Origin of the sequence: Jiangella rhizosphaerae, from assembly GCF_003579925.1 — a bacterium.
Classification (GTDB): Bacteria; Actinomycetota; Actinomycetes; order Jiangellales; family Jiangellaceae; genus Jiangella; species Jiangella rhizosphaerae.
In genome coordinates this window covers 1-13,450 of record NZ_QUAL01000159.1, presented here as the reverse complement: position 1 = coordinate 13,450, position 13,450 = coordinate 1, and the positions used below count along the sequence as shown (strand labels likewise).

12 protein-coding genes and 1 pseudogene are annotated in these 13,450 nt (G+C 71.8%); 6 read left to right on the top strand and 7 right to left on the bottom strand.

Annotation, left to right across the window (positions count from 1 at the left end; genetic code table 11):
- The 5 genes and pseudogenes from DY240_RS32070 to DY240_RS33735 form a co-directional block, all read left to right on the top strand.
- Nucleotides 1-772, top strand: a pseudogene (locus DY240_RS32070) (hypothetical protein); the annotation flags it as partial.
- A 129-nt stretch (nt 773-901) separates the two neighbouring features.
- Nucleotides 902-1,375, top strand: coding sequence for a CHRD domain-containing protein (locus tag DY240_RS16765; protein WP_119660989.1), 474 nt, complete (start codon nt 902-904; stop codon nt 1,373-1,375).
- Nucleotides 1,376-1,426: 51 nt separating this feature from the next.
- Nucleotides 1,427-1,741 carry an ArsR/SmtB family transcription factor gene (locus tag DY240_RS16760; RefSeq protein ID WP_119660988.1) on the top strand — a complete coding sequence of 105 codons (315 nt, stop codon included), beginning with the start codon at nt 1,427-1,429 and terminating at the stop codon, nt 1,739-1,741.
- On the top strand, nt 1,738-2,157 hold the full coding sequence (locus tag DY240_RS16755; protein WP_119660987.1) for an SRPBCC domain-containing protein: 420 nt from the start codon (nt 1,738-1,740) through the stop codon (nt 2,155-2,157). The genes DY240_RS16760 and DY240_RS16755 overlap by 4 nt, the downstream gene beginning before the upstream one ends.
- Complete coding sequence (locus DY240_RS33735; RefSeq protein ID WP_119660986.1) at nt 2,154-2,945, top strand: SRPBCC family protein; 792 nt, start codon at nt 2,154-2,156, stop codon at nt 2,943-2,945. Before DY240_RS16755 ends, DY240_RS33735 begins: the two co-directional genes overlap by 4 nt.
- Nucleotides 2,946-3,052: 107 nt before the next feature.
- On the opposite strand, the gene DY240_RS16745 is transcribed toward DY240_RS33735, so the two are convergent.
- The 7 genes from DY240_RS16745 to DY240_RS16715 all read right to left on the bottom strand — a co-directional run bounded on the left by DY240_RS16745 (nt 3,053) and on the right by DY240_RS16715 (nt 12,217).
- Nucleotides 3,053-4,969: an ABC transporter ATP-binding protein gene (locus tag DY240_RS16745; RefSeq protein WP_119660985.1), complete on the bottom strand. Its 1,917-nt coding sequence runs from the start codon at nt 4,967-4,969 to the stop codon at nt 3,053-3,055.
- Nucleotides 4,966-6,576, bottom strand: a complete 1,611-nt coding sequence (locus DY240_RS16740) for an MFS transporter (protein ID WP_119660984.1) — start codon at nt 6,574-6,576, stop codon at nt 4,966-4,968. Before DY240_RS16740 ends, DY240_RS16745 begins: the two co-directional genes overlap by 4 nt.
- 590 nt (nt 6,577-7,166) lie before the next feature.
- Nucleotides 7,167-8,117, bottom strand: a complete 951-nt coding sequence (locus DY240_RS16735; RefSeq protein ID WP_119660983.1) for a carbohydrate ABC transporter permease — start codon at nt 8,115-8,117, stop codon at nt 7,167-7,169.
- A complete protein-coding gene (locus DY240_RS16730) occupies nt 8,114-9,037 on the bottom strand; it encodes a carbohydrate ABC transporter permease (RefSeq protein ID WP_119660992.1) in 924 nt (307 codons plus the stop codon). Before DY240_RS16730 ends, DY240_RS16735 begins: the two co-directional genes overlap by 4 nt.
- 15 nt (nt 9,038-9,052) lie before the next feature.
- The gene (gene ngcE, locus DY240_RS16725; RefSeq protein ID WP_119660982.1) at nt 9,053-10,531 is read right to left on the bottom strand and encodes an N-acetylglucosamine/diacetylchitobiose ABC transporter substrate-binding protein; all 1,479 of its coding nucleotides are present in this window, start codon (nt 10,529-10,531) and stop codon (nt 9,053-9,055) included.
- Between the two features lie 46 nt (nt 10,532-10,577).
- Complete coding sequence (locus DY240_RS16720) at nt 10,578-11,333, bottom strand: sugar isomerase domain-containing protein (protein WP_119660981.1); 756 nt, start codon at nt 11,331-11,333, stop codon at nt 10,578-10,580.
- Nucleotides 11,330-12,217 (bottom strand): MurR/RpiR family transcriptional regulator, encoded by an 888-nt coding sequence (locus tag DY240_RS16715; protein WP_119660991.1) that lies wholly within the window; start codon nt 12,215-12,217, stop codon nt 11,330-11,332. Before DY240_RS16715 ends, DY240_RS16720 begins: the two co-directional genes overlap by 4 nt.
- A 291-nt stretch (nt 12,218-12,508) precedes the next feature.
- Between DY240_RS16715 and DY240_RS16710 the strand changes: the two genes are divergently transcribed.
- On the top strand, nt 12,509-13,450 hold a 942-nt coding region (locus DY240_RS16710), incomplete at its 3' end, for an N-acetylglucosamine kinase (protein WP_119660980.1).

Here is a 13,450-nt window from a genome sequence, read left to right as displayed (position 1 = left end):
CGGGGTGGGCGTGGCCCTGCTGCTGCCCGGCTTCGGCCCGGCGGCGCCGGGCGAGCTGGACGTGGCCGGCGCCGGCGACGGCCCGGCGGCCGTCGAGGTCCCGGCCGAGACGGCGACCGCCCCGCCGGACAGCGAGGTACCGTCCGCGGAGCCGACCGACGTGCCGACGTCGGACGATCCGTTCGGCTTCCCCCTGACCCGGCAGCTGCTGCTCGATACCGCCGTCGAGCACCTCGACCCGGCGCACGAGCACCTGCCGGCCGAGACCAGCAACCGGCAGGGCGGGGGCAACGGGACCGCGGCCTCCGTGGGAACGAAGCTGGGCTGGACCATTCCCGGTGCGGACGGCGAGGGCATGGTGCAGGTCGCGGTCACCGAGGCCGGGTACGTCGAGGGCGAGTACGCCTTCGAGAGCTTCGCCGGGACCTTCGGGTGCGTGTCGCGCGAGGTCTGCACCGAGCAGCCCGGCCCCGATGGGACCGTCTACGTCGCCGAGGCCGACGCCGAGACCGGCATGGCGCTCGGGATCGTCTACGAGCGGGCCGATGGTTCGCTCGTCGGCATCGCGGTCAACGCCCTGTTCGGCAACAACAGCGTCACGCCGGTGTCGAACGTGGACATCACGGTGGACCAGGCGATCGCGTTCGTCACCGACCCGGACCTGCAGGTGGCCCCTCCCGAGGCGGCCGACGACTACGAGGATCCAGCGCAGCGGATCATCGACGAGGCGGTCACCGCTACCGAAGGTGCGGCCGCGGGACCGGCGGAGTAGTTCGAACCGCCACGATGCCCGAGCCGGAATCATCCCGTCCGGCGAAATCCTTCCGGCGACGGTGACCGTACAACCACGGGGTGGTCCGACCGGGCCACCCCGCCACACCCGGTCCCGAAGGAGAGCACCATGCGCACCTGGCTCGTCCGTTCCGCGGCCCTGGTCACCGCCGCCGGAGCCGCCCTCGTGGCGGGCGCCGTCCCCGCCTCGTCCGACGGCGCCGACGTCACCACCCTGCACACCGTGCTGACCGGCGCCGCCGAGCGGCCCGGACCCGGCGACCCCGACGGCCACGGCGCGTTCGCCGCCATCGTCAGGGGCGACACGCTCTGCTACACGCTCCTCGTGGTGCGCATCGAGCCCGCGACGGCGGCACACATCCACATCGCCCCGCCGAGCGACCCCGGCCCGATCGTCGTCGGCCTCGAGACCCCCGACCCCGTCAGCCACGGCTGCATCACGGCCGTCCCCGACGACCAGAACACGACGATGACGCTGTCGGAGAGCGAGCTGGCGGCCATCGTGGCCGACCCCACCGCCTACTACGTCAACGTCCACAACGCGCCGTTCCCCGCCGGAGCGGTGCGCGGGCAGCTCAGCTGATTCGAGTACATGCACTTGCGGTTATATTCCTGACTGGCTATTGTCGGGGGTATGTCGTCTGAACCGTTCGGCGTGCTCGCCGACCCGGCCCGGCGGCGCATCCTGGATCTGCTCCGCGAGCGCCCCCGGCTGGTCGGCGAGCTCACCGAGGCCATCGGCCTCTCCCAGCCCGGCACGTCGAAGCACCTGCGGGTGCTCCGCGAGGCCGGGCTGGTCACCGTCCGGCCCGAGGCGCAGCGGCGCTGGTACGAGCTGCGGCCCGAGCCGCTGGCCGAGATCGACGCCTGGCTGACCCCGTACCGCTGGATGTGGGCCGACCGCTTCGACGCCCTCGAGCGTCACCTCGACACGATGGATGACGAGTGAGGGCGCCGGGCACCGTGCGCCGCACCGCCGACGGACGGGTCGAGATCCGGTTCGAGCGGCGGTTCGGTCATCCGCCGGGCGCGACCCTCTTCTTCCACCCGACGGACGAGCAGCGCGAGCGCTTCGGCGTCGCGCCCGAGCCCGTCACCGGCCGCATGATCGCCGCCGACCCGCCCCACCTGCTCGAGTACACGTGGGGCACCGAGACGCTGCGCTGGGAGCTGACGCCCGACGGCGGCGGCTGCCTGCTGGTCTTCCGCAACACCATCGACGACCCCGACGCGGGGCCGGCCGTCGCGGCCGGCTGGCACGCCGGCCTGGAGATCCTCGACGCCGCGCTCTCCGGCCGGGCGGTCGACTGGGACACCTGGCAACGCGCCGCTGCCCTGCAGAAACAGTACGAGGAGCAGTCATGACCGAGAGCCTGCACACCGACGGCGACCGCACGGTCCTGCGCATGGAGCGGCGGTTCCGCCACCCACGAGCCCAGGTGTGGCGCGCGCTCACCGAGCCCGGCCACCTGAGTCAGTGGTTCCCCGCCCGGGTCGAGTTCGACCCCGTCGTCGGCGCCGACGTCCGCTTCGACTGGGGCGACGGCGCCGGCCCCACGGTCGACGGCCAGGTCACCGACGCCGAGCCCGGCCGCGTCATCGGCTTCACCTGGTCCGGCGAGCGGCTGCGCTTCGAGCTCCACGACGACGGCGACGGCTGCCGGCTCGAGTTCACCCACGTCTTCGACGACCGTTACGGCGCCGCCAGCTTCGCCTCGGGCTGGGCGCAGTGCTTCGCCGCCCTCCTGCAGGTGCTCGACGGCGTCCCCGTCACGGCCGCCTCCCCGTCCGCCGAGCAGCACGACGCCTACGTCGAGCGGTTCGGCCTCGACGCGGGCGTGGTCGAGACCGTCGCGGGCGGGCGGCGGGTCCGGTTCGAACGTCAGCTCACCGCTCCGGCCGAGGCGGCATGGCCGGTCATCTCGCGACTCGCCGGCGTCGCCGCCGATGACGTGCTGGAGCGCGACGAGCCGAAGGTGCTCGCCTACACGACGCCCGGCGGCGGGCGGGTGCGGTGGGAGCTGGGCGAGGGCACCGGCCACGGTGCACGACTGGTCGTCACCGAGTCGGCGCCGTCCTCGGCCGACGCGGCCGCCGTCGCCGCCGCGTGGAAGGACCGGCTCGCCGAGCTCGCCCGCGAACTGCGCGGCTGAGGCCGGCCGGCGCCGCCGGCCCGGTTGATCACGGAGAAACCGGGCTTCCGGGCCGCCCGGAGCCCCCGATTACTCCATGACCGACGGTGCCGCGGCCGGTCGGCGGCTCAGCCGGGCACCACTTCCCCGGCCTCGGCCTGGCCGGCCGTCCAGCCGTCGGCGCCGGGCTGGTCGAACTGGGTGCGGTAGAGCTGCGCGTAGCGGCCGCCCGCCGTCAGCAGCTCCGGGTGGGTGCCCCGTTCGACGACCCGGCCGGACTCGATGACGAGGATCTGGTCGGCGGACCGGATGGTCGACAGCCGGTGCGCGATGACCACCGCCGTGCGGCCCTCGAGCGCCTCGCCGAGCGCCTCTTGCACCGCCGCCTCCGAGGTGGAGTCGAGGTGCGCCGTTGCCTCGTCGAGAATGACCACCCTGGGCCGGGCCAGCAGCAGCCGCGCGATGGTCAGCCGCTGCCGTTCGCCGCCGGACAGCCGGTAGCCCCGCTCCCCCACGACGGTGTCGAGCCCGTCGGGCAGCGCCGCCACCAGGGCGTCGAGCCGGGACCGCCGCAGGACGTCCCACAGCTCGTCGTCGGTGGCCTCGGGCCGGGCGATCAGCAGGTTCTCGCGGATCGACTCGTGGAACAAGTGGCCGTCCTGCGTCACCATGCCCAGCGTCTCGCGCAGCGAGGCCATCGTGAGGTCGCGGACGTCGACGCCGTTCAGGCGGACGGCGCCGGAGTCGACGTCGTAGAGGCGCGGCAGCAGCTGGGCGATGGTCGACTTGCCGGCGCCGGACGACCCCACCAGGGCGACCATCTCGCCCGGCGCGGCGGTGAACGAGACGCCGTGCAGCACCTCGTCGCCGCCGCGGGTGTCGAGCATGGCGACCTCCTCGAGCGACGCCAGCGACACCTTGTCGGCCGCCGGATAGCTGAAGTGGACGTCGTCGAACTCGACCGAGACCGGGCCGACGGGCACCGCCCGGGCGCCGGGCCGCTCCTGGATCAGCGGCCTCAGGTCGAGCACCTCGAACACCCGGGCGAAGCTGACCAGCGCGCTCATCACCTCGACGCGGGCGCTGGCCAGCGCGGTCAGCGGCGCGTACAGCCGCGTCAGCAGCAGCGCCATGGACACGACGGCGCCGGCGTCGAGCTGGTCGCGCAGGGCGTAGAACCCGCCCAGCCCGTACACCAGGGCCAGCGCGAGGGCGCCGACCAGCGTCAGTGCCGTGACGAAGACCCACTGCACCATGGCGGTGCGCAGCCCGATGTCGCGGACCCGCCGGGCCCGGACGGCGAACTCGGCGGACTCGCGCTCGGGCCGGCTGAACAGCTTGACCAGCGTGGCGCCGGGCGCGGAGAACCGCTCCGTCATCTGGGTGCCCATGACGGCGTTGTGGTTGGCCGCCTCGCGCTCGAGCCGGGCGAGCTTGCCACCCATGCGCCGTGCCGGCAGCACGAACACCGGCAGCAGCACCAGCGCCAGCACCGTGATCTGCCACGAGATGCCGAGCATGACCACGAGCGCCAGCACCAGCATGACGACGTTGCTCACGACGCCGGAGAGCAGGTCGCTGAACGCCCGCTGCGCACCGATGACGTCGTTGTTGAGCCGGCTGACCAGCGCGCCGGTGCGCGTGCGGGTGAAGAACGCGATCGGCATCTTCTGCACGTGGTCGAAGACCGCCTGGCGCAGGTCGAGGATGAGGCCCTCGCCGATGCTGGCCGACAGCCAGCGCTGCACCAGCCCGACGCCGGCCTCGGCGACGGCGATGACGGCGATGACCACGGCCAGCCCGACGACGTATCGCTGCGACGAGCCGTCCATGATGGCGTCGACGACCCGGCCGGCCAGCACCGGCGTGGCCACCGCGAGGACCGCCGTCACGACGCTCAGCAGCACGAAGGCGACCAGGTACCTCCGGTGCGGCCGCGCGAAGCCGAGGATGCGCCGCAGCGTCGCGCGCGAGAACGGCCGGGTGTCCTGCTGCGCGTGCATGGCGTTGTAGAGCGCGTTCCATGCGGTGACTTCCATGCTCATCGGGCCGGGACCTCCTCGGGGCCGACGAGGACGGCGGCGGGCCCGCCCTCCGCGGAGCCGCCACCTGACGCCGTCGGGACACCGACCCGGCGCAGCAGCACCGCGGCCAGGATGGCGCCGGCGAGCACGATGGCCGTGCTGACGACGGCGGTGACCTGCAGACCGTCGGTGAACGCGGCGCGCGCGGCGTCGAGCAGCGGGCCGCCGACGCCGTCGGGCAGCGTGGCCGCCACCGCCGTCGCGCCGGCCAGAGTGTCGCCGGCGACGTCGGCGGCCTCGCCGGGCAGCTCGGAGGGCAGGGAGTCGCTCATATCCGAACGGTAGACGGCGGTACCGACACTCCCGAGGATCGCGAGGCCCAGGGCGCCGCCGAACTCGTTGCTCGTCTCCGATGCCGCCGACGCCGCGCCGGCCTTCTCCGGCGGCGCCGCGCTGATCACCAGGTCGGTGCCGAGCGCCGCCGGCGCCGTGAACCCGGCCGCCATGACGCACGTGCCGACGATCAGCACACCGAACCCGGACGAGCCGCCGGCCAGCGCCATCACGCCGATGCCGACGGCCGACACCAGCAGCCCGCCGGCGATGACGTACCCCGGCCGGAACCGGCCCGCGAGCAGCGGCGCGAACATCATCCCGACCATCATCGCGCCGGTCATCGGCAGCACCCACAGGCCCGCCCGGAACGGCGACAACCCGTGGACGAGCTGCAGGTACTGCATGACGAAGAGGTTCAGCCCCATCATCGCGAACGTCGCGGTCGTCATGACGCCGAGCGTCGCGCCGAACGCCCGGTTCCGGAACAGCGCGACGTCGATGAGCGGGTCGTCCAGCGACCGCTGCCGCCGCACGAACAGCACGGCGAACACCAGGCCGACGGCGATCGCGCCCACCAGCAGCCAGCCGAACCCGTCCTCGGCGAGCTTCTTGATGCCGTAGATCACCGGCAGGACGGCTGCCAGCAGCAGCACCGCGCTGAGCAGGTCGAGCCGTCCGGCGCCCGGATCGCGGTACTCCGGCAGCAGCAGCGGCCCGGTGACCAGCAGCAGCACCATCACCGGCACGCCGACGAGGAAGACCGAGCCCCACCAGAACGCCTCCAGCAGCGCCCCGCCGACCAGCGGCCCGATCGAGCCGCCGACCATGAAGCTCATCATCCACAGCGAGATCGCCTTGGTCCGCTGCCGGTCGTCGTGGAACATGGTGCGGATCAGCGACAACGTCGACGGCATCAGCGTCGCGCCGGCGATCCCCATCAGCGCCCGGGCCGCGATCAGCATCTCCGCGCTGGTCGCGTAGGCGGACAGGACGGACGCCAGCCCGAACGCGGCCGCGCCGAGGAGCAGCAGCTTCCGCCGTCCGATCCGGTCGCCCAGCGAGCCCATGGTGATGAGGAAGCCGGCGATGAGGAACCCGTAGATGTCGGTGATCCAGAGCAGCTGCGACGCCGTCGGCTCCAGCTCGGCGCTGAGCTCCGGCACGGCCAGGTGCAGGACCGTCAGGTCCATGATCACGAGCATCGCCGGTAGGCTCAGCACGGCCAGGGCGGTCCATTCCCTGGCGCCCGCCGGCGGCGGATGGTCGGTCTCGGTGCGTGGTTCGGTCGTCATGGGCACGAGTCAAATACCTCAACTAAGGTTGAGGTCAAGGCTCCCCGTCCCCCTGCTGCCCCATTCTCTTGCCGCGAACGGGCAGCTATCAGGGGGACGGGGAGGATCTGGGCATGCCTCGGCATGGCGTGCCCGTTTCGCCCCGTTTTGTCGGACTGTGGACAGTGTTGATCATCGACGATCGCCTACATCACGAGGATTTCGTGGGCATCAACATGCCTGTAGGGGTGTTGACGCTCAGGCAATCCTCGTGATGGCCCCCCGACTCACGGTGAAATCTCACCAGGTGGACGCGGAACGACAGCAAACTCACACAGAAGCGCGGACACACGCCCCGGCCTCGTCGCCGCTCGCGTCGTGGCCCCTTCCCAGGCGTACGCTGCGGGCGGACCGATCGTCCGGTGACATCGCCGACGAACAACCGACAGCGGCGGACTCGTCGTCACGTCGGATGACGCCCACGTCCTCTCCACGTCGCGGCCAACAAACGCCCCGGCCCTGTCGCCGCTCTTCCCCCGTCCCCCTGATAGCTGCCCGTTCTTAGCCGCGGGCAGCAGGGGACGGGCCCAACGCCGAACGACCGGCCAACGCTACTTCAGCACACCGGCGGTCAGGCCGGCCTGCACCTGCTTCTGGAAGATGATGTAGACGATCAGCACAGGCAGCAGCGCGATCACCAGCCCGGCGAACAACGCCGTCCAGTCCGCGCGGAAGCCGGTGTTCGCGGCCAGCGTCCCGAGGCCCTGCGCGAGCACCCGCTTGTCGCCGTCCTGCATGATGACCAGCGGCAGCACGTACTGGTTCCAGTGGCCGAGGAAGTTGAACAGCGCCAGGCTGATCATGCCGGGCCGGGCCATCGGCAGCATGACCTTCCAGAACAGCGAGAAGTGCGAGCAGCCGTCCATGATGCCGGCCTCGGCCACCGAGTTCGGCAGCGTCCGGAAGAACGCGGTCAGGAAGAACACCGTGAACGGCATCGAGAACGCGACGTACACCAGCGCCAGGCTGAGGTAGCTGTTCAGCCCGAGGAACTGCCCGATCACCGGCAGGGACCCGAGGTTGCGGACGACGAAGAACATCGGGACCAGCGCCAGGAACACCGGCAGGATGAGGCCGCCGACGAACAGGTAGTAGACGAAGCGGTTGCCCGGGAAGTCGTAGCGGGCCAGGACGTACGCGCCCATCGCCCCGAACAGCATGGTCAGCGTCAGTGAGATCGACACGACGATGACGCTGTTGAGGAAGTACTGGCCGATGTTGGCCGCCGACCACGCCCGCGAGAAGTTGTCCCACTCGACACCCGACGGCAGGCCCAGCGGGTCGACGCGGAACTCGCCGTTGGTCTTGAACGAGGACAGGATCGCCCACAGCAGCGGCAGCGCCGTGATGAGCCCCCACAGCAGCAGGAACCCGCCGTTGATCAGGCCGACCGCCTTCTCGCCCGCACCGACGCCGGGCAGCCGGTCATGTCTGCCGCGGCGGCCGCCGCCGCGGCCGGGACCGTCGCCGGAGACGCGGGGAGGCGCCTGGGTCGTCGTCATGCCAGCTCCACCCTTTCGCGCCGCAGCCCGCGCATGAACACCACCGCGACCACCATGGTCAGCACCAGCATGAGGACGCCGATCGCGGCCGCGTAGCCGAAGTCGGCCTCGGCGAACGCCTCGCGGTACATCGCCACGCCGAGCACGTCGCCGGCGCCCTCGACGCCGCCGTTGATGCCCAGCATGATGTGCACGGTCGCGAAGCCGTCCATCGCCTGGATCGCCATGTACACCCAGCCGACCTGCACGGTGTCCCACACCAGCGGGACGGTGATCTTGCGGAACGTGGTCAGCCGGCTGGAGCCGTCGAGCAGCGCGGCCTCGTAGATGTCGCGCGGGATCGACTGCATCGCCGCGGAGAACAGCACCACGTAGAAGCCGACGAACGACCACGTCATGACCAGGACGATGATCCAGATCAGGTAGTTGGGCTCGGCCAGCCACAGCCGTTGCAGCCCGTCCAGCCCGACCGCGCCCAGCACCCGGTTGAGGATGCCGCCGGCGTTCTCCGGCGCGAACACGTACTTGAAGACGATGCCGATGATCGCGACGGAGAGCACCTGCGGGAAGAAGTACACGACCTTGTAGATCGACGAGCCGCGCACGCCGGTGACCGCTCCCCCGCGGTTGCGGCCGCCGACGTTGAGCATCGACGCGAAGAACAGCCCGAGCAGCAACGTGAGGACGGGGACGACCAGCACCAGGATGAGGTTGTTCCACAGCGCCTTGCGGAGCTGGTCGTCGTTCCACATCTCCACGTAGTTGTCGAACCCGATGAAGGTCTGGGCGGCCGTGAGGCCGCTCCAGTCCGTCATCGAGATGTAGATGGCCTGGACATACGGCGACAGCATGTAGATCGCGTAGATCCCGACCGGTGGCAGCAGGAAGGCCAGGATGAAGGGATACTTGCCGTGCCGCATGTTCATGCAGTCCCCCTAGCCCTCGCGGGTCTGCTTGACGATGGAGTCGTCCTCGCGGATCTCCGTCGCCACCGCCTCGCACTGCTCCACCCACTGGTCGACGGTGAGCTCCGCGCGCAGCAGGGCGCCGGTGGCCTGGTCGATGCCGGGGTTCTCCATCGTTCCGTACCAGCTCGGGTAGAACCAGTTGATGACGTTGTCGCCGGCGGCCTGCAGGGCGGCCTGGGCCGAGGCCAGGCCGGGCGCCTCGATCTGCACGCCCTCCGACGCACCCGCGACGGAGGTCAGGCTGGTGACGCGCTCGGTGAAGCCGCGCGCGCCCTCCATCGACAGCATGGCCCGCATGTACTCCATGCCGCCGAGCGGGTTCTTCGCGTCGGCCGGGACGACGTACGGCTCGCCGGCCGTGGCGCGCACCGTCTCCAGCGGCATGACGGAGTCCTCCGACAGCAGCGGCTCGGGCATCATGGCCAGCTGGAACGTCGGGTTCTCGGCGATCGCGTCGGCCTCCTCGTTCTCCAGCCACGAGCCGGACGGGCAGAACACGGCCTCGCCACGCGCCCACAGGCCCTGTGCGTCGCGGAACTCCATGCCCTCGACGCCGGGCAGGAAGTAGTTGTTCTCGCGCAGGCTGCGGATCGCCGCCGCCGACTCCTTGATCGCCTCGTGCCCCCAGGCGCCGGGCTCGAGGTTGTCGATGGCGACCAGGATCTCGGGGCCGGCCAGCTTGGTGGCCATGGACAGTAGCGGCCAGTTCATGTACCGCGGCGCCGTCACACCCTGGTAGACCCACGGGGCGATGCCGGTGGCGGCGATGTCGGCGCAGACGTCCATCATCTCCTGCCACGTCGTCGGCACCGGCCAGCCGTTCTCGTCCATCAGCGTCTGGTTGAACCAGAGGCCGAAGACGGTGAACGCGTAGTTGAGGACGTACGGCTTCCCGTCGCGGGTGCCGGACTCGATGGTGCCGGGCAGCAGCGTGTCGCGCACCGTCACGTTCGGGTCGTCCCAGCTGGGCGCGTCGAACAGCGGCGTCAGGTCGGCGAGCAGGCCGTCGCTGATCAGCTGGCCGGGGTCCATCTGCCCGTCGCCGGAGTTGTTGATGAAGTCCGGCGGGTCGCCGGCGACGAAGCGGGCCTGCAGCTCGGCGCCGATGTCGACCGCCGCATGGTGGTCGATCTCGATGTCGGGCCACCGCTCGTGGAAGATCGGCTGGTGCAGTTCGGTGGCGTACTCGTCGCCGAAGCCGCCGTCGAAGATGTAGACCTCGATCGGCTGGTCGGTCGGGATGCCGAGCGGGTTCTCCTCCGAGACGTCACCGGTCGGCGCCTCGGTGGCCTCGTCCTCGGCGTCGTCACCGTCGCCGCCCGTCGCGCAGGACGCGAGGAAGGCGCCACCGGGCCCGAGGGCCACGCCGGTGAGCGCGACGCGTTGCAGGAAGGTCCGGCGGTCCGTGCCGGCCGCCGCAGGGGTGCGTTCGATGCTGCTGGACATCGTGAAACCTCTCCTTGAACCTTGTGATCTGGGTCCGGCGATTCCCTCAGCCACCACGCCGGATCCGGCCCGCGTACCGCTGCAGCAGGCCGTCGTTGTGGACGTCTCCTCCTGGGACGTTGGCGGAGAGATAGACGGGCGGGGTGTCGCCGGCCTCGAGGAGCCGGCGGACCACTTCCGCCGTGAGCAACTGCGCGAGCAGTGCCGCGGTGATGGACGAGACGGCGCAGACGGCGCCGCCTTCCGGCAGCGGCAGGACGGCGTCGCCGAACGGCCCGCCGTTGTCGAGGACGACGTCGGCGAGGTCGGTGAGCTTCCGCCCCGACGGGTGTCGCGACTCGACCTGCTCGCTGTGCTGCAGGGACGTGATCGCGATGACGGAGTGCCCGTTCTTGCGGGCGACCTCGGCCATCCCGACGATGCTGCCGTTGATGCCGGAGTTCGACGCGATGACGAACACGTCGTGCGGCTCGACGGGCGCGAGGTCGTAGAGGCGCTGGGCCAGCGACGGGTCGCGTTCGGTGCGCGGGTCGAGGATCGTCTCGGGCGACTCGCCGCCGTACATCACCAGGTCGGACAGCGCGATCCGGTTGGTGGGGATGAGCCCGCCGGCGCGCCCGGCGATCTCCATCGCCGTCGCCTGCGAGTGCCCGGTGCCGAACGCCTGGACCACACCGCCGTCGCGCACCGACCGGGCGACGATGTCGGCCGCCCGGTGGATTCCGTCGAGCTGCGTCGTGCTGACGCGGTCGACGATCTCGGTGATGGTGGCCAGGTAGGCCGCCGCGCTGACGTCGTTCACCGCTGCTCCTTCTTCAGTGCGCGCGCCGTCTCGGGGCTGACGGCGCGGTGCGCGCTGACCGCCTGCGCGGTCAGGTTGAGGGCGACCCCCGTGGTCTCGTACCGCCGCTGCGCGACCGCCACGTAGATGAGGTCGAGCACGATCAGCTGCGGGTGCCGGGCCGCCAGGGCGTCGGGCCGGAACGTCGTCTCGTGGATGGCGGTCGTGAGGACGATGTCGGCGACCTCGGCGAGCGCGGAGTTGCGGTAGCTGGTGAGCGCGACGGTGGTGGCGCCGCGGCTGCCGGCCGCGGACAGCATCTCGACCGTCTCATAGGTGGCGCCGGAGTGGGACACGGCGATGGCGACGTCCTCGGGCCCGAGGAGCGCGGCGCTGGTGAGGCCGACGTGCACGTCGCTCCACGCCCACGTCGGGATGCCGATGCGGTGCAGGCACAGCTGCATCTCGCCGGCGACCAGGGCGCTGCCGCCGATGCCGTAGACCTCGACCCGGCCGGCCTTCGCGATGGCGTCGGCGGCCTTCTCGACCTCCTCGAGGTCCAGCTGGGCCGCCGTCTCCTGGATGGCCCGCAGGTCGGCCGTCGTGATGAGGTCGAGCATCTCGCGCAGGGAGTCGGTCGGCAGGATCTCGCGGCCGATGTCGATCTCCCAGCCGGCGACGGCGGACGAGCGGCCGGTCTCCTCGGCCATCGCCAGCCGCAGGTCGGCGTAGCCGGGCAGGCCCAGCGCGCGGCAGAACCTCGTCACGGTGGCCGCCGACGTCCCGCTCCGCTCGGCCGTCTCGAGGATCGTCGCCCGCGCGACCACGGCGGGAGCGGACAGCACCTGCTCACCCACCCGCTGCAGCGCGGCGGGCAGGTCCGGCAGTGCGGCGCGGATCCGCATGAGCACGGAATCGGCGGGCGACCCGGCCTCGGGCACTTCCGCGGCGGGTAGTGTCCCTTCCGCCACACGACCTCCCGGCGTGGTAGTGAGTTTCGCCTGCGGCCGTCAGAGCCGTAGTGGTGAGAATTCTTTCTACCCTTGGCCGGATGTCAAGAGTTTGGCGAGAGTTTTCGGAAGCGTGACCCAGCCGCAGCCTGGGCGAGACCGGGCCGTCGCGCCAGGTCGGGCCGGGGGCCGGGAAGGATTGACGGGCCGGCCGGGCGAGGATGGGACCGGCGGAAAGGATTCTCAGTGGGGACGACCGAGGCGCCGCTCGCGATCGGCTTGGACATCGGCGGGACGTCCACGCGCGCGGTGGTGATCGACGGTGCCGGGCGCCGGCTGGGGACCGGCCGGGCCGACGGCGCCAACGTCACGTCGCACGCCCTGCCGAAGGCGCTGGACGCGGTGTCGGCGGCGTTGTCCGCGGCACTGGCGACGGTCGATCCCGCCGCCGTGCGCGCGGCGGTCATCGCGTCGGCCGGCGACAACCACCTCGTCCAGCCGGAGATCGCGTCGCAACTGGCTGCACGGTGGGCGGCGGCCGGCCTGACCTGCGACTACCGGGTGGTCGCCGATGCGGTGGCGGCCTTCGTGGCGGGGACGCCCGAGCCCGACGGGACGCTCGTGCTGTCCGGCACCGGCGCGATCACCGCCCGGTTCGCCGGCCGCTCCCCGGCCCAGATCGTCGACGGTCACGGGTGGCTGCTGGGCGACCTCGGGTCGGGCTTCTGGATCGGACGCGAGGCGGTCCGGATGACGCTGGCCTCCCTCGACCGCGGCGACGTGCCGGGGCCGCTGGGACGGGCCGTCGTCCAGACGTTGACCGGCTCCCCCGACGCCGCGCCGTCGCGAGCAGCGACCAACGACATCGTCCTGGCGGTGCACGCCCGCCCGCCGGTGGCGCTGTCGGCGCTGGCGCCGCTGGTGACGGCGAACGCGGGGACCGACCCCGCGGCGGACCGGATTCTCGCCGACGCCGCCGGCCACCTGCTCACGGCCGCCGGGGTGGTCCGAGCGGCCGGCGACGCGACGCCGATCGTGCTGGCCGGTTCGCTGCTGACGGGCGACACCCCGCTGGCCCGGCTGGTCCGTCGCGGGCTCGCGGAGCGCTGGCCGGACGCCGTCGTCGGCGCGGCCCTGGACGGCGCCGCCGGTGCCGCATGGCTGGCCGCCCGCTCCCTCGACCCCGGC